The following is a 21,406-nucleotide window of genomic DNA, read 5'->3' on the forward strand; positions in this document are numbered from 1 at the left end:
TTTAGCGCCCCTCGATACGAATAAGATGCGTCGCTGCAAGGTAGGCGACAAAAATCAGTGCAACGATGAAAAAACTGACTGGCCAACCATGACCCGGCGTCCAGTAATAGCTGTTATATGCCAGCAGGATGCCGCCCCAAGTGGTGACGAGGCCAATAATTACTGCCGTCAGCATGGCATTTAGCGGCCTTTTGGTGAGTCGTAACGCCGTGGCTGCCGGACCTATCAGCAAAGCGGTCGATAAAACCGCGCCCACCGTCATCGCCGCCAACGTCACCGCCAGCGATAACAGCATCAGGTAAAACATTGCCAGCCGCCGAGTATTAATCCCCATGACCTCGGCCAGTTCCTTATCCAGAGAACTGAGTAACAAAGGGCGATAAATGACAAAAATCGCCAGCAGCGCGCCGCCGCCCAGACTCAGAGCCAAAGGGATTATTGCCGGCGGAATGGCAAACATTGAGCCAAACATTACAGTGATGGCCGCGCCGGTAGTGCTGTGGGTTGTCACGTCAAAATACAGCAGCAGGGCAGACAGCCCTAATCCCGCGCCCAAGACAATTCCCGTCATTAAATCGCGTTCGCGAGCTCGGCGGATGTCGATCATTTCCATACCGATTGCCGCCACCAAGGCCATGCCTAACACCCCGATCAGCGGATTGATGCCGAGCAGAAAAGACAGTGCGCCGCCTGCGCTACTGACGTCCGCCAATGCATGGCCGGCAAAAGACTGACCGCGGATCACCGTGAAAACGCCCACCACGCCTGAGACGATAGCGGTTCCGCCGCCAACAATGAGCGCGGTTTGCACGGGCGCACTGGTGAAGAAACCAGGTTCTACTAACAAATTCATCAGGGTTTTCATGAAAAAATCAGACTTTTATCAGACTATTGGGGGCTAAATTAAGGGCGCAGGGGTTGCTTTGTGCATTACCGGCAATAACCAGTACGCGATCCATCACACGTAACACTTCAATCGGATGGCCGTAAAGTTTGCTTAATACCTCGCTGCGTACCACTTCATCGGTGTTACCACTGGCTGCATGACCGTTAGCCAGATAAACAATGCTATCCATCGAAGACAGCAGCGGATTCATATCATGCGCTGACAGCAGGACAGTAACCTGATGCACGCGAGAAAGGTGGCGCAAAAGCGCCACTATTTCAGAGACGCTGCGAATATCGAGATTAGCCAAGGGTTCATCGAGCAATAAGAGACGAGGACGGCGGATCAAGGCATGAGCGATCAGTACGCGCTGTTGTTGGCCGCCAGAGAGATTGCCAATGCGCATGTCGGCAAAAGACTCGGCACCGACCTCGCGCAGCATGCTAGCAACCTGTTGCTTTGTGTTGCGCGAAAACGAACCTAATCCCAGACGTTTACCGGTTAATCCCAATGCAACCAAATCTCTGGCGCGCAAAGGGATTTCAGCGTCGAGCATTATTTTTTGCGGAACATAACCCACTGAGCCAAGCCCGGCTTTACCGGCTTTGCCATCGATCATCACTTGCCCGTTTTCCAGCGGCTGAAAGCCAAGCAACGAGCGAAGCAGAGTGGTTTTTCCCGAGCCGTTTGAACCAATCAACCCGCAAAACTCACCGGCTCGAAGGCTAAAGCTCACCTGATCCAGCACCGTTTTGCCTGAAAAGCGCACGCTGAGATTTTTTGCGGTCAATACGCCGCCGTCTTCGAAGCCCATCTTACTGTTTTGCCATCAGGCTTTCGGTGGAGGTTTTAGCCTGCAAAGCCTTAATCAGCGCGTTGGTTTCCGCCAGCATCCAGCTTTGATAGTGATAGCCCGGCGTTGGCATGGTTTCATACACCCCGACAATTGGAATCTGATGGTCTTTGGCCTGATTGAGGAAAGAAGCGGTCAGTGGATCAGTGACCTGCTGGTTATAGATAAACACTTTAAGCTGGCCGTCGGCGAACAGGGCATTCTGCGCGGTAACATCCTGCGGAGCCGGATCGGTGCCGTTCATAATGGCAGCTTCGAGATTAAATGGTGTAGCAATCTTCAGGCCTGCCGCCTGCAGCAGATAATCGCCGACCGGTTCGGTAACCGCAACTTCACTGTCTGGGTATTGGCTTTTCAGTTTTGCCAACGCGGCGCGCCACGGTGCCAGCGATTGGTCAAACTTTTTGGCATTGGCTTCGAAATAGTCTTTCTCGGCGGGAAGGGCCGCGCTTAGGTCGGCGGCAATCTGTCTAGCGACCACGGGCATCACATCAGGCTTGTACCACAGGTGTGGATTAGGCGTGTTATCAGGCAGTTGCAGCAGTTGCTGTACGTCGATCACTTTACGCGATGCGTTGGGTGCTGCGGCGAGAAATTTGTCGGTCCAGGCATCATAACCAAGGCCATTTTTGACCACTAAATCGGCGTGAGCAATTTCTGCGGCGATTTTAGGGCTGGCTTCAAAGGTGTGCGGATCGGTATTGGGATCCGTTTCAATAGCTGTTACGGCGACATATTTACCGCCAATCTGGGCAATCACATCGGCATACTGGTTTTCCACACCGATGGCATGCAGAACGGGTGCTGCAAAAGCTTCACCTGTGTAAATCGACATCATGGTCATCGCCGCTAAAACGCTTAACTTACCTTTCATCCTAACCCCTTAATAATAAAGTTATCATTGTACATATCGGTCAATTGTTTTTAATTGATATGTTATAACATAACTTATATTGAGTGAAGGCAGTGTTCAAGCAACCAGACGTTACCAGTTGTTTGTAGATGTATCTGTCAGGCGCGCATCGCCTCTAGCAGAGCGGTCATGGCTTTTTGATTGGCCGAGACAGTTCCTTTGCGCCACATTAGCCAGATCTTAATTTTGCCCATTTCATCGCCCAGCGGGTAAACCTTGACGCCGTTTTTGCCGGGCATGGTTTCAAGCATGCTGGCAGGCACCAGCGCCAGACCTGCACCGGCTGTAACGCAGGCAACAATGCCGTGATAGGACTCCATTTCGTAGATCTTTCCCGGAACCGCATCATCCTGAGCGAACCAGTTTTCAAATAATCGCCGATAGGAGCAGTTGGCGCGGAAGGCATAGATTGTTGAGCCAGAAATATCGCGCGCCCGGGTGACATTGGGGTGATTGAGTGCCGAAATGAGTACCATCTCCTCGTTAAACGCAGGAACGCCTTCGATTTCCGGATGCTTTGGCGGACCATCGACAAAAGCGGCGCTAAATTGCCCGGACAGCATGCCGTCGATCATATCGCCAGACGGGCCGGTGGAAAGGTCCAGTTCAACGTCGGGATAGGCCTGGTGATAGCGCGCCAACACAGGAGGAATATGCACTGCGGCACAGCTTTCAATCGCACCGAGGGTGAAAATTCCGCTGGGTTTCTGCCCGGAAACACTCTGTTTGGCCTCTTCTGCCAACGCCAGAATGCGTTTTGCGTAGCCGAGAAAGGTCTTCCCTGGGTCGGAAATATGCAGGCGCAGCTTTTCGCGATGAAACAGTAGCGTGCCTAACTCTTCTTCCAACTGTTTGATACGAGTGGAAATATTAGAAGGTACGCGATGCAGTTTGTCGGCGGCGGCGGTAACACTGCCTTCTTCAGCCACGGTGGTGAAAACTTCAAGTTGAGTCAGATCCATACATCCTCCAAAAACCTTCTCAAAATGAGACGATAATGTTCATTATTATTCATTTTTAAAAAATCTTTCACAAGTTTAGGATTAACCCCAGATAGCATTAATCCTAAACATACAGGTGGCTTAAATGACCCATTCAATGACGAAAACTCATTCAACCGCCGGGCTGAGCGGCGCATTTTCTCGCAACCCGACTAACGGCGAAGTATTCAAACAATATCCTTTTGCGACGGCGGCCGAGGTCGATTCTGCCTTGCAGTGCACGCACGAGGCTTTCAACGCCTGGAAAGACAGTGCCATGGTCGAACGCGTTGCGCTTTTGCAGCGCATTGCCAACGGTCTGCGTAAAAATGCCTCGGCATTAGCCGAAATGATGGCGTTGGAGATGGGCAAACCGGTAACTCAGGGTTTGGCCGAAGTCGAGAAAAGCGCCAAACTGTGTGAATGGTATGGCGAGAATGGCCCGGCGATGCTGGCCCCTGAGCCGACACTGGTTGAAAACGATAAAGCCTGGGTAAACTATTTGCCATTGGGCCCGGTGCTGTCGGTAATGCCGTGGAACTTCCCGATCTGGCAAGTTTTGCGTGGTGCAGTGCCCATCATTTTGGCGGGTAACAGCTATCTGCTGAAACCTGCGCCAAACGTAATGGGCAGCGCCTACCTGTTGCGTGACGTTGTCACTCAGGCAGGTTCGCCAGCAGGCTTATTTGAGGTTTACAACGCCGATAATGACTCCGTGGCCGACAGCATCAAAGACTCGCGAATTGCTGCCATTACCTTGACCGGTAGCGTCCGCGCTGGATCGGCGATTGCCGCGATGGCAGGTGCCGCACTGAAAAAATGTGTGATGGAGCTGGGCGGTTCCGATGCGTTTATTGTACTGGCCGACGCGGATATCGAGGCGGCGGTCAAGGGCGCCATTGCCGGTCGTTTTATGAATAACGGTCAAATTTGTATTTCGGCAAAACGTATCATTGTTGAAGAGTCGGTAATCGGCGAGTTTACCGAGAAATTCCTGGCGGCCGTCAAGACCTTGAAAATTGGCGATCCGCAAGACGAATCGACCTATCTCGGCCCGATGGCGCGTTACGACCTGCGTGACGAGCTGGATGGTCAGGTTAAAGCCACTTTGGCAGAAGGGGCAACGCTGCTGTGGGGGGGAGAGGCGATTGCCGGTGCCGGTAACTACTACGCGCCAACGGTGTTGGGTGATGTTAAACCTGGCATGACCAGCTTTACTCAAGAATTGTTTGGTCCGGTAGCCTCGTTGATTACGGCCAAAGACGCCGCTGAAGCAATACGCATGGCTAACGACTCTGAGTTTGGTCTGGGTGGCAGCCTGTGGAGCCGTGATGTCGAAACTGCAAAAGTGCTGGCGAAACAGGTGTATACCGGAGGAATGTTCATCAACTCACCCAGCTTCTCTGACCCGCGGGTACCGATTGGTGGCGTGAAGAAAAGTGGTTTTGGCCGCGAGTTGTCACACTTCGGGATTCGGGAATTCACCAATCCACAAACTTTGTGGATTGAGAGCTAATAGACTGATAAGTTTGCGGTTTATGCTGCGCGGCAGGTTTTAAGATCAGGTCTGAAGGTCAATTGGCCGAGAAAAGTTTTGCGGTTTACGCCTGATCTTATGCCAATAGGCCTTACATCAACCCATTGAAATTACGAGTTTTATCCCTTCCTCCGCCTGTGGGGAAGGGACTGTTTGTGGACGGCTTTTGTGCCGAATTAAACGAAAAAGTTATTTCAACCCGCCGCCCAATGATTCCCACAGTGTTATACGGTTTTCAAAATCGATTTGTTGCAGGGCAACCAGATCCAGCTGGGTAGACCACAGCGTGCGTTGATCGGTGAGTACAGTCAGGTAATCACCGGTTCCCACCTGATAGCTGCGATTAGCGAGATTGAAACTACGCTGAGCTGCGGCGACGGCCTGCACCTGTGCATCCATTTGTTCATCCAGCGTATTTCGGCGCGCCAACGCGTTGGCCACGTCCTCGAAGGCGCTTTGAATCGCTTTCTCATAGGCTGCAATCAGGCCTTTTTTCTCTGCCTGCGCGTAGTGCAACTGGGCCAGATTACTGCCGCCGGTAAATAATGGCAGAGTAATACTTGGCGCGAAGGACCAGATATTGCTGCCGTGGCTGAACAAATTCGACAGGGAGCTGCTACCCACCCCGGCGCTGGCGGTCAGCGAAATCGTCGGGAAGAAATTGGCGCGAGCGGCGCCGATATCGGCATTTTCACTCTTAAGATTATGTTCTGCCTCGATAACATCAGGGCGACGAAGTAAAACATCAGAGGAAACGCCGGCCGGAACGATGGCGATTGCCTGTGGCGATAGACTTTCAATCGTGCCCGGCAGCAGGCTTTGCGGTACGGTTTCACCAACCAACAGATTAAGCGCGTTAGTGTCCTGCGCGACCAGTGTCTGATAGCTGGCCACGCTGGCGCGCGCCTGCTGATAAGTCGTCATCGCCGAGCTGACGTCGCCCGCCGCCGCCGTGCCTTCCTTCAACTGAAGCTGTGTGATACGTAAGGTATCGGCGGCGCTGGCCATGGTTTGCTGACCGAGTAACAAGTTACTTTTATCGGCTGCCAGAGTTATCCACGCCGTCGTGGTCTCTGAAACCAGAGTAATTCGGGTGTTTTGCGCCGTCGCTTCACTGGCCAACCAGGTTTCCCTGGCCGCGCGGGCCAAACTACGGTTACGGCCAAACAGGTCGATTTCAAAGCTGCTGACCGAGCCTTCCGCCTCAGAAGAGCCGCTCACCTCACCAGAAGAGCTGCGGCTTCGGGACTGAGTCAAGTCAGCATCTACAGTTGGAAACAGCGACGAGCGTTCTTCGCCGTAAAGCGCGCGAGCCGCTTCGATATCGGCAATCGATTCCTGCAAATCGCGGTTGCTGACCAGTGCCCGCTCGACCACTTTGTTTAATCGTTTGTCGGCCAGCACATGCTGCCAGTCAGTTAACACCGCGTCAGCCGCGGCATTTTTCCCCTGATCCGGCCAGATTTTGGGTACTGGTGCAGCCGGTCGCTGGTAATGCGGGTCCAGCGAGATACAGCCTGCCAACATCATTGACAGGGCGATGATACTCAGGCGACATAAGTTTTTATGTTGCAGCATCGTTTATTCCTCATTCACATTACGGCGAGTGAAGAAATGTTTCACCAGCACAAAGAAAAGTGGCACAAAGAAGATAGCCAGCAGAGTGGCTGTGACTGTCCCGCCGATAATGCCGGTACCAATGGCGATACGGCTGTTCGCACCCGCGCCGGTGGCCAATGCCAGTGGCATAACCCCGGCAATAAACGCGATTGAAGTCATGAGAATCGGGCGTAGGCGAGTCTTGGCGGCTGAAATGGCTGCGGCAGACAAGGTCATGCCGTTCTTGACCGCCGCTTCGGCAAACTCAACGATCAGAATGGCGTTTTTCGACGACAGCCCGATAGTGGTCAACAGCGCCACCTGGAAGTAAATGTCGTTATTTAACCCGCGCAGCGAAGCCGCGATAGAAGCACCCAGCACGCCCAGCGGGATAACCATAATCACCGAGAACGGTACTGACCAACTCTCATACAGCGCTGCCAGACAAAGGAATACCACCAGAATCGAAATCGCATACAGTGTGCCGGTTTGCCCGCTGGCTAGCTGCTCTTGCAGGGAGAGACCACTCCAGCCGAAGGTGGAGCCCGGCGGCAGTTTGGCGGCAAGCTCTGCCATCTTGTCCATCGCCGCGCCCGAGCTGTAGCCGTCAGTGTTTTCACCATCAATCTCAAATGACGTCACCCCGTTATAGCGTGCCAGAGACTGTGGACCATAAATCCAATGGGTGGTTGCAAAGGCCGAGAACGGCGTCATTACGCTGTCGCCGCTGCTGTTGGTGCCACGGACAAACCACTGATTCAAGTCGCTCGGTTGCGAACGGAATTGGCTATCGCCTTGAATATAAACCTCTTTGACACGACCACGATCGATAAAGTCATCGACATATTTCCCGCCCCAGGCGTCGCTTAGGGTTGAGGTCACATCGCTGAGATCCAGACCCAGCGCCACGGCCTTATTATTATCGATATCCACTTTAAGCTGTGGCATTTCAGGCAGATCGGCCGCACGAACCGACTGTAACTCGGGGCTTTTGTTAGCTTCTGCTATTAATTGATTACGTAATTTCAGCAGTTGGTCATGGGTGGTTCCGCCGACCGACATCAGCTCGAAGGTAAAGCCGTTGCTTTGACCCATCCCCGACACCGCAGGCGGAGTCATGGCGATGACTTTGGCATCGGTGATTTTCGACAGCGCTTTGTTGGCGCGTTCGACGATAGCCTGCGCAGTATTGGCTGCGCCGGGGCGTTTATCCCAATTTTTTAGTTCCACAAAGGCCATGCCGACGTTGCCGCCGTTACCGTTAAAGTTGAAGCCGGTTATTGAGAACACAACGTCGGTATTGGCTTTCTCCTGCTTAAGGAAGTAGTTAGTGACCTCGGTATTAACCTGATCGGTGCGGTTCACCGTTGCGCCGGCGGGCAGGGTAAACTGCACCATGACCTGTCCCTGATCTTCGTTAGGCAAGAAACTGGTCGGCAGGTGCATCATCAGGAACCCCATGCCAGCGGCCAGCAGCGCGTAGCCAATCATCATTAGCGCAGGGCGGCGCAGGCCTTTCAGCACGCCGTGTTTGTAGCGATGCTCAGTGCGGGAGTAAATGCGGTTAAAACCGCCGAAAAATCCTTTGGTATGGGGCTTGCTGTGGCGAAGTATGGTGCCGCAAAGGGCCGGAGTCAGGGTTAGCGCGACGACCACCGACAGCGCCATCGCAGAAATCAGCGTCACTGAAAACTGGCGATAAATCACCCCGGTAGAGCCGCCGAAGAAGGCCATCGGCAGGAACACGGCTGAGAGCACCACCGCAATCGCCACCAATGCGCCGGAAATTTCGCCCATCGATTTTTCGGTAGCCGCGCGGGGTTTCAGTCCCTCCTCGGTCATTATTCGCTCAACGTTTTCGACTACCACTATGGCATCATCGACTAACAGGCCGATGGCGAGCACCATGGCAAAAAGCGTCAAGGTATTGATGGTGTAGCCCAGCGCCGACAGCACACCAAAGGTGCCCAGCAGTACCACGGGAACCGCCAGCGCGGGGATAAGCGTCGCGCGGACGTTTTGCAGGAACAAATACATCACCGCAATGACCAGCACTATTGCAATCAGCAGTGTTTCAACCACGTCCTGAATCGAAAGCTTGATAAACTCGGTAGTGTCTTTCGGGTAGGCAACTTCATAGCCCGCAGGCATGCTGCTACGATACTTTTCAATGGTGGCTTTCACTGCGTTGGCTGTGTCCAGCGCGTTGGAGCCGGCCGCCAGCTGGACCGCCAGACCCGCCGCCGGATGGCCGTTGAGGCGAGAGGTGGTCAGGTAATCCTGACTGCCCATTTCTACGCGGGCAACATCGCCGATTCGCACCACCGATCCGTCGGCTTCACTTTTGACAATAATATTGCGGAATTCTTCCGGCGTTTGCAGACGCGATTCAGCCTGTACAGTCGCGGTTATCTGTTGGGTCGAGGAGGTCGGAGACGAGCCAATACTGCCCGCTGACAGCTGTATGTTCTGCGCGGTGATCGCCGTTTCGACGTCCGAAGGCATCAGATTATAGGCCGCCAGTTTGGTCGGATTAAGCCAGATACGCATGGCATACTGATTACCAAACACATTCAGGCTACCGACTCCTGAAACGCGAGCCAGCGGATCCTGCATGTTGCTGACTAACCAGTCGGCGATATCCCGACTGCTGGCTTTGTTGGTTTTGTCATACAGCGTGGCGATCATCAGGAAGTCAGACTGCGATTTAGTCACAGTCAGACCCGCCTGTTGCACCTCGGTGGGCAGTCGAGACTCAGCCTGCTGAAGCTTGTCCTGCACCTGAACCTGCGCAGTATCGGGATTGGTACCCAGTTTGAAGCTGACGGTAATCTGCACCGTACCGGCCGAGCTGCTGGTTGAGGTGAAATACAGCAGGTTATCGAGCCCGGTAAGTTGTTGCTCAATGACCTGAGTAACACTGTTTTCAATGGTTTGGGCCGAGGCTCCAGTATAGGTAGCCTTGATTCGCACCGACGGCGGAGCAACTTCGGGATACTGCGCTACGGCCATGGATTTAATGGCAATGATACCGGCCATCATTATCAGCAATGCGATAACCCAGGCAAAGACCGGGCGTCTTACGAAGAAGCGAGAGAACATCAAGACGCTCCTTGAGTGGTGCTGGTTGAATCTGCAGAAGAAGCAGCAGGCGGGGCGGTGTCAAGGTCAGTTTCAACCGGTTTAACCGTCTCGCCCGCGTTCACTTTACTGGTGCCTTCGACAATAACGCGGTCACCGGATTGCAGGCCGCTGTTAATCAGGTAATTCTGGCCGGAAGTGCTGCCAGTGATGACATTGCGCACCACGACTTTATTATTTGCATCGACCACCATGGCAGTCGCATTGCCTTTCGGATCGCGAACAATCGCTTGTTGCGGAGCCAAAATAGCATTCTCGATTACGCCTTCATCAACGCTGGCATGCACAAACATGCCCGGCAAGAGAATGTGTTGCGGGTTGGGAAACACGGCGCGCAGAGTAACAGAGCCGGTAGCTTCATCCACCGAGACTTCGGTGAGTTCAAGTTTGCCCTTAACGGGATACACCGAGCCGTCTTCCAGCGTCATGGTGACGTCGAGCGTATTACTGTTTTTCGCCAGCGCGCGTTTGCGTAGCTCAAGCAGGTCGACGCTGGAGCGAGTAAGGTCGACATACATGCTGTCTAATGCAGTAATCGTGGTGAGGGCGGTAGTTTGGTCGGCGGTGACCAGCGCACCCGGCGTAACGGTCGAGATACCGATGCGCCCGGAGATAGGTGCAGTCACGCGGGTCCAGCCGAGGTTGATTTTAGCCGACTCAAGCGCGGCGGCTTTTTCTGCCACGCTGGCTTTATCTTCACCGCAGGTGGCAGTGGCGTCTTCCGCGTCTTGCTGCGAGACACCTTGTTCTTTCACTAGAATCGAATATCTCCGCGCTTTCTGACAATCGGCAATCACCAGCGCTTTAGCACTTTGCAACGTCGCTGCAGCCTGATCGTAGGTAGCCTTATAGCTTGAAGCATCAATCTGATACAGCGCCTGACCTGCTTTAACATCATCGCCTTCGGTAAACAGGCGGCGCTGGATAATTCCGCCCACCTGCGGCAGCACGCTTGAAGTTAATGTCGCCGTGGTTCGCCCGGTCAGGTCACTGGAATACGTAAAGGGTTGCGCTTTTAATGTGACGACACCGACCTGCGGCGGTGCGGCTTTTTCCTTGGTGGTGGTGTCATGACAACCGGTTAATCCGATAATTGTCAAAATAGTTAAAATGCGTAATTGCATAACGGGAGTCCAAATTAATAGTGAGGTGAGATTCGGCGCACAGAGATTCCTGAGACAACGTATTATCCCGCACGAGTTTATATTCAGAAGTGTGTGCCTGCTTACATTAACAAGTCTAAACAAATCTAATTTTAAAAAATTACGAAAATTTAATACTAAATAGTGTTAATTTTTACTGTCGCTTCATGAATAGCCTGAGCTATTTTATCTGTTTCTTCTCGAGTGATGTTTTCATTACGCATTTTGCTGCGTACACTTATTTTAAGGTTTTCGATGGCATAGTGTATTTCCAGATTTTTAACAGGGTGTTTCTCTAATACCAGGGCTTTGAGTTTTACCAATACCCGTTCAACGGCTTGCTCATTTTCATCAAGGTAATCAATGCCTGTGGCCGTGATCAAGAATTTTTTCCTTGCGCCTTCAGCAACCTGTGTCTTGGCGTAACCTAATTCTTCAAGGTGTGTCAAATTAGGATAAATAACCCCTGAGCTAGGACTGTATACCCCCATCGAATAATTCTCTATCGACTTGATAATTTCATAACCATGTGTTGGGTTAATCCTTACAAGATAAAGGATTAAGATTAATAATTCGTCGTTCTTGAATGTCTTACCTCGACGACTGGTTATTTTTTGGGGCGACGCGATAATAGCGCGGGCTTGTTTCATTAAAACAGTCTCGTCAATAAAGTGTCTTTAGAAAGTGACCTATAGGTTGTTTTTTTAATATTGTAATCCGAATGCTCATTTCCTGAATCACTGCTGAACCGCCACGATAATAATCATCATTCGAAGATATATCCGGCCTGTGATTGGGTCAAGATATATCTTATCTGCTTTTTTTGGTTTATATAATTGTTATTTAAGGATATTTTCAATTGTGAAGTTACTGTGAGGCCTGATTTTAGGGCTATCAGTTGATTGTCTGCTCAGTGGTTATCTTATTGTATTTTATGAATTTATTGATAGGTGAGTAGTTTTGCGATTTTCTTTGGAAGAGAGCATTAAAAGGTAATTGTAAGAAAATCGAAAATTTTCTGTTATTAATGACACAAGACTAACGTCAAAAGTTATTTTTAGTGAATTATGTGACGATTGCTGCAGTTAAAATACAGAGTAATTATTTTATTCTTGTTAAAAAATCAGCCTTAAGACGATCAGACTCTTAACACGACAGGCCTAAAGTGGCGCTGTAGACGCTGCGTCAGAAAGATCCACACCCAGCGTCACTGCTTTAAAGGGATATAAACTCTTTACTGGTTAAATGTAACAACCAGCAATGAGGCAGATGATTTGTTACCGATGCTAGTCACTCGAAAGGGCAACTTGATCAGCTGCGGCGGATTATTGAGCCTGCAATTGCCCTTAATCAGTTTCAAATACCGATGCAAAACGGCATTGATGCTCTTATGCGCTGCTGGACTAAAAGCTCAAGCAGCCAGCAGATTCAAAAAAACTTAAAGTGGATAAAGCGTTTTCATTAAACGTGGAAGATCCTCACTGTCGATAATTGGATGACGGTAGGTGGCCATATTCCCAGAGAGCATTGCGCTGCAGGAAAACGTGCTTGAGTCTTTTGGGATCAGTTTTTCTCGCCAATTTTTCATCTCGCCAGCGCTGACCAGTTCCGGCCAATAATTTATTGAATCTTCTAGAAAAGCATCAGCCAGCAGGCGCAGCGGCATCGGGGAGTCTGTTTCGGTTCCGCAAAAAGCCGAAGAGGAAAAAGTGATTAAGACGCGTGCCAATAATAGAGAGATTATGGCTTTTTTCTGGTTATCGTTAAGCGTGCTTTTGGCAAAGCATGGCTGCATGTCTTCAAAACACTGGTCTATCAGGGGCTGTCGTTTTTCAACCGCGTGCTCACCCTCGTAGTAGTCAGCCAGTGCGCTGTGCAGCAGAATGGCCTCAGAGGCACCTGTTAAGTTCATTTTTTTGGCTGATCTTTTTAATAGCAAAGATGCCAGGTGTTGCTTTATCTCATTAAGTCTTATTAGCTCCTGGCTACTGCAACGACTATTTCCGACCAGTAAAGCACTGAACGTCGGTTTAAAATAATTTCCGCTGGCGGACCACAATTGCTGTAATCCCTCCGAACATGACAGCGCCATGCTCAAAGCCTGCTGACTGGCCGGAAGGTTAACAATATTTCCCTCACCAAGATATTGAAACAGCGAATATTGTGTCGGTGCCTGCAACTCATTAATTAATCTATTAAATTCAAACTTGGGGATCGCTATTGCCCGGCGAGTTTGTGGATCGTAAAATACGTGCTGAGGGTCGAAATTTTCGCTCTCATTCATCAGAATATCTTCATTTAAGAATTTAAGTAGCTCTGGCAGCGGGGCGAGTTGATTCCAGGCTTGCGCCATCTCTGGGTAGGAGTCGAATAATTGGTTAGCCAGAAACTGGTAGCTAAAAATGTCCTTTCTTGGCAATTGACTGCAATTTGGTGTGCGCGTTCTGTTAATTAAGGAGTTAACTAACTTCTGGAAAATCTCTTTTTCTTGGAGAAGACTGCCGGGTATCACCTTGAACTTAAATTTTTCAACCTGCAACTCCCAAACAAAATTGCTGATGGGTAGCGAGTCTTTGAAGCAATCAATACTAAGTTCATAAATGAGAGATTCGCAAATAGAAGATTGCTGCAGGCTATTTTTTAGCAGATCCAGCCGGCTAAATTTTTCGACCAGTTGCTCGGCCCAGTCAACTTTAACACGCCTATTTTCAATGGTTCCCAGCGTATTAAAAAAATAGGCTCCGGTAGTTGTGTTATTTATCGAGTTGAGATTGAGATCAATCAGTTCTGAAGAGGAAAACATTTCATCGCTTAGGGTAATCTGCCGGGGTTGATAATCACCAAATGTCACTCCCTTGAAGTTTACTTCCTTGCACAGAGTGAGATTGGTTATCTGTGCGCCTTTGAAACTGACATCACTTTCGAAAGATACGTTTTTGAAAGTCAGCCCGCTGGCCGAGATATTCTCAAAGTTGGCTTCCCGAATATAGTAGGGGAAACCACTCCCCGCCATGCTGCCGGTAAAAGTCACATTGTCGAAGCGTGAATGGCTGAAATCGACATTGCTGGTGATGACAAGTGATTTAAGAGTGAAAATCAGATTGTTAAGTATGCAGTGTTTCATCTTTATGCCAGAAAGACATGGCGAAATGAGTGAAGATATATCACCCTCAACGTTATCTTTGTACAAACCCTCGATGGTGCTGCCACTCATACAAATATTACCCAGCTGTGGATCATCCCAATTAAATGGGTGGTCGCGGGCGGTAAAAAAACAGTTTTTCATTTGTGAACCCTTTGGTGCCTTCCACTTGTAAAAACTCGGATCAATAAAGGTGTCGCCATTGCACTTGAAGGGTTTTTTAATCTGAAGGCTGGGTTCCGTGGCATTTTCAAATTTGATACCGCTGTAAATTCGCGGCTGTGGGGAGTTTTTCTTCGGTTTATAAAGGTATTTATGGAATTCACTATTTCCGATCTCCAGCTTTGTTTCGGAAGGGGAAGGCACCAAACTGGTTGGGCGGCGAAAAATATTCCTTATGCCAGTTATTAGTCGGCTGAAGGGATTACAGCCAGTGCGGCAAGGATTCTGGAGAGTAATGGCAGTGTTTTGGGGGCCGGGTTCTAACGGTAAAATGCTCATGTTTTTTTGTCCGTTTAAAACAATACATAGATAGATTTTATGGATAGTAGCCAGTAGATTCAAAAAGACTTAAAGCGGGTAAAGAGTATTCATTAACCTCGCAAGATTTTCGCTTTCGCTAATCGGATGACAATAAGAACTCATGAGATCCGCAAGCATTGCGCTGCAGGAAAACGTGCTTGAGTCTTTTGGGATCAGCGTTTCTCGCCAATTTTTCATTTCATCAGCACCGACCAGTTCCGGCCAATAATTTATTGAATCTTCTAGAAAAGCATCAGCCAGCAGGCGCAGCGGCATCGGGGAGTCTGTTTCGGTTCCGCAAAAAGCCGAAGAGGAAAAAGTGATTAAGACGCGTGCCAGCAACAGAGAAATTATGGCTTTTTTCTGATTATCGTTAAGCGTGTTTTGGGCAAAACACGGCCGCATGTCTTCAAAACACTGGTCTATCAGGGGCTGTCGTTTTTCCACCGCAAGCTCACCCTCGTAGTAGTCAGCCAATGCGTTGTGCAACAGAATGGCCTCAGAGGCACCCGTTAAGTTCATTTTTGTCGCTGATCTTTTTGATTGTAAAGATGCCAGGTGTTGCTTTATCTCTTCAAGTCTTATTAGCTCCTGGCTACTGCAACGATTGTTTCCAGCCAATAAGGTACTGATCATTGGTGCAAAATAATTAATCTTGGCGGACCATAACTGCTGTAACCCGCTCGAACATGACAGCGCCATGCTCAAAGCCTGTTGACTGGCCGGAAGGTTAACGATGTTACCTTCACCAAGATATTCAAACAGCGTGTATTGCGTTGGAATCTCTAAGTCATTAATTAATCTATTAAATTCAGGCTTGGGGATGGCTATTGCCCGACAAGTTTGTGGATCGTAAAATACGTGCTGGGCGTCGAAACTTTCGCTCTCAGTCATCAGAATATCTTCATTTAAGAATTTGAGTAGCTCTGGCAGCGGGGCGAGTTGATACCAGGCGTGTGCCATCTCGAGGGAAGAGTCGAATAATTGATTGGCCAGAAACTGGTGGCTAAAAATGTTGAGACTTGGAAATGTATTGAAAAATGGTCTGTCGATTTTTTTAATCAGAAAATTGGCCATTCTCTGGCAAAAACCTTTGTCTGAGTGAATATCACTTAGCATCGTATGCTTATATTTCTCAGCCTCTAATTCACATACGAAATCAGTTATTAATATCGAATCTTTATAATCATAGGAATTAAGCATGAAAATAAGAGATTCGCAAAAAGAAGATTGCCGTAGGCTATTTTTCAGCAGATCTAGCCGGCTAAATTTTTCTATCAGTTGCTCGACCCAGTCAACTGTAACACTTGTATTGCCAATGGTTCTCAGTGCGTTAAAAAAGAATGCTCCAGAGGTTAAATTGTTCATAATATTGAGGTTGAGATCAATCAGCTCAGTAGAGGCAAACATTTCATCGTTCAGCGTAATCTGCCGAGGCTGATAATCACCAAAAGTAACCCCCTTGAAGTCCACCCCGTTGCACAGATAAAGATCCGTAATCTGCGCGCCTTTGAAACTGACATCGCTATCGAAAATTACGTTTTTGAAAACTAGCCCTTTGGCCGAGATATTCTCAAAGTTAGCTTCCTGGAAATAAGTGTAGCCATTAAGTGTCCCTAGGTGGTTAGTAAAAATTACATTGTCGAAACGTGAATGGCTGAAATCGACATTGCTGGTTGCAAAACCTGATTTAAGGGAAAAAATCAGATCCTTAAATACACAGTGTTTCATCTGTGTTCCAGAAAGCGACGGCGAGATGTTCGAGGGCACCGCATCTGCATTATTTTCACGGTAACTACCCTCGATGGTACTGCCATCCAGGCAAACATTATCCAACGTGGGTCTATTCCAGTGGAGTGGATGGTCGCGAGCGGTGAACAAACAGTTTTTCATTTGCGAACCCTCCGGCGCCTTCCACTTATCAAAAGTCAGATCAATAAAGGTGTCGTTATTGCATACAAAGGGTTTATTAATTTGAAGGTTAGGGTCTGAGGCATTTTCTAATTTAATATCTCTGTAAATTCGCGGCTGTTGGGAGTCGCCTTTAGGTTTATAAAGATATTTATGGAATTCACTATTACCGATCTCCCGCTTTGTTTCAGGGGATGAGGGCTCCAGGCTGGTGGGGCGGCGAAAAATATTCCCAATACCATTCATTACTCGGCTGAATATATTGCCGAGAGTAAGGCCAGGGCTCTGGAGAACAATGGCAGTATTTGGGGGGCTGGATTCTAGCGGTAAAATAGGCATTTTTTTGTGTCCGTTTAAAACAATACATTGATAGATATGATGAATTTTCCTTTCGGCGAGTTTAGCTCTGGATGATGTATTGCCATAACTCCAGCAATGCTCATTGAACTGCAAAGTGTCCTAATTGTCTCCAACTGTGAGCAAAATCCCCTTTAATCGCGCAAGCGTCATTTCGTCGTCATAAAAAAGTCATCCAACCTCGATAGCTTATTGCCATTATTCATTTCACTAACGTGCGACGCCGATGAGCTTTTTATCACTTCATAATATTGGCAAGAGATGGGGCACTAAAACTGCGCTTGGCGACATCAGTTTTGAGGTGCAGGAGGGCGAGTTTGTTGCTCTGCTTGGGCCTTCTGGCTGCGGAAAGTCCACCATGCTCAGAACCATTGCCGGACTTGAGTCGGCTGATAGCGGTTCGATTCATCTTCAGCAACGTGACGTGACTCGGTTGAGTCCGTCACAGCGAAAACTGTCAATGGTATTCCAGTCTTATGCACTTTTTCCTCATCTCAACGTGCGCGAAAACCTGCTGTTTGGGCTGAAAGCGCGAGGAGAAAACAAACAGCTTTTTGCCCGTCGGCTTGAAGAAGTGGCAAAGCTGATGGAGCTGGAAACGCTGCTCGACAGACTGCCCTCACAGCTTTCCGGTGGACAGCAGCAGCGTGTGGCCTTGGGGCGGGCGGTAATTGCCAACAACAAGCTGTGTTTAATGGACGAACCCCTTTCTAACCTTGATGCCAAGCTGCGGCAAAGTATGCGTCGCGAGATTCGCGCGCTGCAAAAGAAACTGGGTCTGACCATGATTTACGTCACTCACGATCAAACCGAAGCCATGAGTATGGCCGACAAAATCATCCTGTTAAATGACGGCAGGATTGAACAGCAAGATACCCCGGACAATCTTTATAACAATCCACAGACCGTGTTTGCTGCGCAGTTTATCGGCGCGCCGCCAATGAATATTTTGCCGCTGGAACGTCGTGGTGTAGGCCATTATTTGAGTGATTTGGGCACGCCGTTAGTGCAGAACTATTTGGCTTCCACGTTGAGTCTTGGCCTGCGCGCCGAGGATATTCAACTCTGCGCGCCCGAAAATGCCGAGCTTAAAGCTGAAGTTAAAAGTTACGAATATATGGGCTCAGATACGCTGGTGGTGTGCCAAATGGCGCAAAGTCAGCAGAGCTTAACGGTCAAGATCCCAGGTATGCGCCACTTGAGCGAAGGCTGCGTGGTTGGGTTGCATTGGCCGACATCAGCGCAATATTTTTTCTCTACCGCCAATGGCAAGCGCTGCATTCACGTCGAAGAAAACGTGTTGGTGCTAAAAGAAAAACAAGCCGTTTAATTTATAAATTTTTTACTTCACACCCTATCAATGACTCAAGGGAATAACATGTCTGTTGCGATGCGCTTGACCCGTTTGGCCACTGCCGTTCTGCTGATTTCGGCGACCTCCGCCTATGCGGCTGACCCGGTGAAATTGCAGATGTACTATCCGATCGCCGTGGGCGGCAAAATTACTCATACCGTTGATGGACTGGTTGCTGATTTTGAAAAAATCCATCCGGAAATCAGTATCCAACCGGTTTATACCGGCGACTATGCCACCACGGTAACCAAAGCACTGACAGCGTTTCGCGGTGGCAACGCGCCGCAAATTGCGGTGATCGGCGATATTGAGGCGTATTCTCTGATTGATGCTGGCGCTATTGTTCCAGTCAGTGATTTGGCCAGCGATGACGCAGGAAAAGCCTGGATCGACGGATTCTATCCCGCCTTTATTCGACATATTGCAGGCAAAGTCTGGAGCATTCCGTTCCAGAGATCGACAGTCGTGATGTACTGGAACAAACAGGCGTTCGAAAAGGCTGGGCTGAACGCCGGACAGGCACCAAAAAACTGGCAGGAAGTGGAAGATTTTGGCAAAAAGCTGGTGATTAAAGACGGTAACGAAGTCAAGCAGTGGGGCATTGAAATCCCTTCTACGCCAATTGGTTACTGGACCTTCCAAGGTGTTGCAGCCACTAACGGCGGCCATTTGGATAACGGTAAAGGCACCGCGGTGACTTTCAACACGCCGTCAAACGTTGAAGCCCTGCAATGGATGACCGATCTGTCCCAAAAATACGGCGTGTCGCCAAAAGGAGCGATAGCCTGGAGCACCACGCCACAAGACTTTATCGACGGCAAAACGGCGATGATCGTGACAACTACCGGCAACCTGACCACTATTCACGACAATGCGAAATTCCCGTTCGGTGTTGCCATGTTGCCGGAGAAAACCCAGCGTGGCAGCCCGACCGGCGGTGGCAATTTGTATGTGTTTAAAAACTCCACTGCGGAACAGCAAAAAGCCGCGATGGCGTTTATCCGTTGGTTGTCCGCGCCTGAACAGGCCGCTCGCTGGAGTATTGCCACCGGCTATGTAGCAACCTCGCCTGCGGCATGGGAAACGGCAAATATGAAAAGCTATTCGTCCAGGGTTCCACAGGCACTGGTGGCTCGCGAGCAGCTGAAATATTCGCAGCCAGAAATCTCGACCTATAACAGCGTGCAGATTCAGGAGTTGCTGAATCGCGCGGTTGAAGCCGCTGTCACGCAAACGAAATCGCCTGAGCAGGCACTGGCAACGGCGCAGAGTCAGGCCGATCGTCTGTTGAAACCTTATCAGTAACGAGGTCTGTTAATGAGCACGTTACACGCCGTGGTGCCCAAAGCGCGTAATAACCGCCTGTCGCTACAGGTTTATGGTTATTTGCTGGTATTACCCGCGCTGGTGTTTTTAATTGCCTTTACTCATTATCCAGCACTGGCCACGGTGTGGGAAAGCTTGTTCAGCGCAGCACGTAACGGCCATCCAGCCCATTTTATCGGGCTGGATAACTATCGTTCATTGCTCGATGACGACACCTTTATTTTATCGTTACGCAATAATCTGCTTTATGCCGTCATTACCATTCCGCTGGCCGTTGGATTGGCGTTATTGATGGCACTGGCGGTGAATCGACGCCTGCGCGGTAACGCGCTGACGCGAGCCGCTTTTTTCATCCCGTCGTTGCTTCCCATGGTGGCGATTGCCAATCTTTGGCTGTTTTTTTATACCCCGCAGTTAGGACTGCTTAACCAGCTTTTATCACTGTTTTCACTTCCGGCGGTTAACTGGCTGGGCGAACCGCAAACCGCGTTGTATAGCCTGATGGCCGTCTCGATCTGGCGCGAGGCCGGGTTCTTTATGATTTTTTATCTGGCCGCGTTACAGCAGATTGATCCACGGTTGGCGGAAGCCGCCGAAATAGAAGGAGCGTCGCGACGGTATTTCTTTCGCAGGATCCAGTGGCCGCTGCTGATGCCAACCACGCTGTTTATTTTAATCAATGCCTCAATGAACGCTTTTCGCATCGTCGATCAGGTGATTGCCATGACCAATGGTGGTCCGGATAACAGCACCAGCCTGTTGCTGTTTTACATTTATCGGACCGCGTTCAGCTATTGGGATCTGCCCTATGCCTCGGCGATGACGGTCGTGCTGTTGGTGATTCTGGCGACTATCGCGTTAATTAAATTCAATTTGCTGGACAAGAGAGCGCATTATCAATGAGCCTGACGATGACTATTGCCCCGCAGCGCGCTTTTTCCCTTGGCCGAATATTGCTGAATTTGAGCATTTGGCTGGCCGCGCTGCTGTGGTTTTTGCCGATTTTGGTTTCACTGTGGGTCGCTATTCATCCCGCCTCGGAACAGGGCAGTTTTTCGCTGTTTGCGCCTGTAACTTTTGAAAATTTCATTCACGCCTGGCAGGCAGCACCTTTTGGTCGTTATTTTCTTAACACCACGCTACTGGTGCTAATGATTGTGGTCTGCCAACTGATTCTGGCTACGCTCGCGGCCTATGCCTTGGTGCGCTTCAAGCTTAAAGGTGCCGGAATCATTTTCTCGTTGATTCTGCTGCAACTGATGATTAGCCCGGATGTGTTAATCCTTAATAATTATCAAACTATTGGTGCGCTAGGGCTGCGCGACAGTTTATTGGGCATCGGATTGCCGTATTTTGCCTCAGCGTTTGCCATTTTCCTGTTACGTCAGACGTTTAAGAGTATCCCGCTGGTGTTGGAAGAAGCAGCAATTGTTGAAGGAGCCAGTCGATTTTATATCTTGAGACGGATTTATATCCCATTGGCGAAACCGATTTATGTCGCTTTTGCGCTGGTTTCAATCAGCTTTCACTGGAACGATTTTCTCTGGCCGCTGGTCATTACCGACTCGGTAAAGGTGAGACCTTTGACCGTTGGGCTACAGCTGTTTTCCGCACCGGAGCAGGGCGTGCAGTGGGCGCTAATCGGTGCCGCTACTATCATGACATCCTTGCCGCTGTTGGTACTTTTCCTGGTATTCCAACGTCAGTTCGTGCAGTCGTTTATGCGCGCCGGCATCCGTTAAG

15 protein-coding genes are annotated in these 21,406 nt (G+C 49.7%); 5 read left to right on the forward strand and 10 right to left on the reverse strand.

Going from position 1 to position 21,406, the window contains the following annotated elements:
- Position 1 precedes the first annotated feature (1 nt).
- The 4 genes from SPM24T3_RS07375 to SPM24T3_RS07390 all read right to left on the reverse strand — a co-directional run bounded on the left by SPM24T3_RS07375 (position 2) and on the right by SPM24T3_RS07390 (position 3,614).
- Positions 2-853 (reverse strand): metal ABC transporter permease, encoded by an 852-nt coding sequence (locus SPM24T3_RS07375; RefSeq protein WP_009636099.1) that lies wholly within the window; start codon positions 851-853, stop codon positions 2-4.
- Positions 854-872: 19 nt separating this feature from the next.
- Positions 873-1,700, reverse strand: a complete 828-nt coding sequence (locus SPM24T3_RS07380; protein ID WP_009636100.1) for a metal ABC transporter ATP-binding protein — start codon at positions 1,698-1,700, stop codon at positions 873-875.
- Between the two features lies 1 nt (position 1,701).
- Positions 1,702-2,613, reverse strand: coding sequence for a metal ABC transporter solute-binding protein, Zn/Mn family (locus tag SPM24T3_RS07385; protein ID WP_009636101.1), 912 nt, complete (start codon positions 2,611-2,613; stop codon positions 1,702-1,704).
- Between the two features lie 137 nt (positions 2,614-2,750).
- The gene (locus SPM24T3_RS07390) at positions 2,751-3,614 is read right to left on the reverse strand and encodes a LysR family transcriptional regulator (protein WP_009636102.1); all 864 of its coding nucleotides are present in this window, start codon (positions 3,612-3,614) and stop codon (positions 2,751-2,753) included.
- A 124-nt stretch (positions 3,615-3,738) separates the two neighbouring features.
- On the opposite strand from SPM24T3_RS07390, the gene SPM24T3_RS07395 reads away from it, so the two are divergent.
- A complete protein-coding gene (locus SPM24T3_RS07395) occupies positions 3,739-5,148 on the forward strand; it encodes an NAD-dependent succinate-semialdehyde dehydrogenase (protein WP_009636103.1) in 1,410 nt (469 codons plus the stop codon).
- Positions 5,149-5,358: 210 nt separating this feature from the next.
- On the opposite strand, the gene SPM24T3_RS07400 is transcribed toward SPM24T3_RS07395, so the two are convergent.
- The 6 genes from SPM24T3_RS07400 to SPM24T3_RS07425 form a co-directional block, all read right to left on the reverse strand.
- Positions 5,359-6,747, reverse strand: coding sequence for an efflux transporter outer membrane subunit (locus tag SPM24T3_RS07400; protein WP_009636104.1), 1,389 nt, complete (start codon positions 6,745-6,747; stop codon positions 5,359-5,361).
- Positions 6,748-6,750: 3 nt separating this feature from the next.
- Positions 6,751-9,870 carry an efflux RND transporter permease subunit gene (locus tag SPM24T3_RS07405; RefSeq protein WP_009636105.1) on the reverse strand — a complete coding sequence of 1,040 codons (3,120 nt, stop codon included), beginning with the start codon at positions 9,868-9,870 and terminating at the stop codon, positions 6,751-6,753.
- The gene (locus SPM24T3_RS07410; RefSeq protein WP_009636106.1) at positions 9,870-11,033 is read right to left on the reverse strand and encodes an efflux RND transporter periplasmic adaptor subunit; all 1,164 of its coding nucleotides are present in this window, start codon (positions 11,031-11,033) and stop codon (positions 9,870-9,872) included. Before SPM24T3_RS07410 ends, SPM24T3_RS07405 begins: the two co-directional genes overlap by 1 nt.
- Before the next feature lie 155 nt (positions 11,034-11,188).
- On the reverse strand, positions 11,189-11,701 hold the full coding sequence (locus SPM24T3_RS07415; RefSeq protein WP_009636107.1) for a PadR family transcriptional regulator: 513 nt from the start codon (positions 11,699-11,701) through the stop codon (positions 11,189-11,191).
- A gap of 788 nt (positions 11,702-12,489) precedes the next feature.
- Positions 12,490-14,694, reverse strand: a complete 2,205-nt coding sequence (locus SPM24T3_RS07420) for a hypothetical protein (protein ID WP_009636108.1) — start codon at positions 14,692-14,694, stop codon at positions 12,490-12,492.
- 69 nt (positions 14,695-14,763) lie between these two features.
- Positions 14,764-16,965 carry a hypothetical protein gene (locus tag SPM24T3_RS07425; RefSeq protein ID WP_083836221.1) on the reverse strand — a complete coding sequence of 734 codons (2,202 nt, stop codon included), beginning with the start codon at positions 16,963-16,965 and terminating at the stop codon, positions 14,764-14,766.
- A gap of 244 nt (positions 16,966-17,209) precedes the next feature.
- On the opposite strand from SPM24T3_RS07425, the gene SPM24T3_RS07430 reads away from it, so the two are divergent.
- From SPM24T3_RS07430 to SPM24T3_RS07445, 4 genes are read left to right on the forward strand one after another with little or no spacing between them, the layout of a single operon-like run.
- Entirely contained in the window at positions 17,210-18,313 is a 1,104-nt protein-coding gene (locus SPM24T3_RS07430) for an ABC transporter ATP-binding protein (RefSeq protein ID WP_009636110.1), read from the forward strand.
- A gap of 48 nt (positions 18,314-18,361) precedes the next feature.
- Positions 18,362-19,642 carry an ABC transporter substrate-binding protein gene (locus SPM24T3_RS07435; protein WP_009636111.1) on the forward strand — a complete coding sequence of 427 codons (1,281 nt, stop codon included), beginning with the start codon at positions 18,362-18,364 and terminating at the stop codon, positions 19,640-19,642.
- A 12-nt stretch (positions 19,643-19,654) separates the two neighbouring features.
- Positions 19,655-20,566 (forward strand): carbohydrate ABC transporter permease, encoded by a 912-nt coding sequence (locus tag SPM24T3_RS07440; protein ID WP_009636112.1) that lies wholly within the window; start codon positions 19,655-19,657, stop codon positions 20,564-20,566.
- The gene (locus SPM24T3_RS07445) at positions 20,563-21,405 is read left to right on the forward strand and encodes a carbohydrate ABC transporter permease (protein WP_009636113.1); all 843 of its coding nucleotides are present in this window, start codon (positions 20,563-20,565) and stop codon (positions 21,403-21,405) included. The genes SPM24T3_RS07440 and SPM24T3_RS07445 overlap by 4 nt, the downstream gene beginning before the upstream one ends.
- Position 21,406: the final 1 nt, after the last annotated feature.

Source organism: Serratia sp. M24T3 (genome assembly GCF_000257645.1).
Taxonomy (GTDB): Bacteria; Pseudomonadota; Gammaproteobacteria; order Enterobacterales; family Enterobacteriaceae; genus Rouxiella.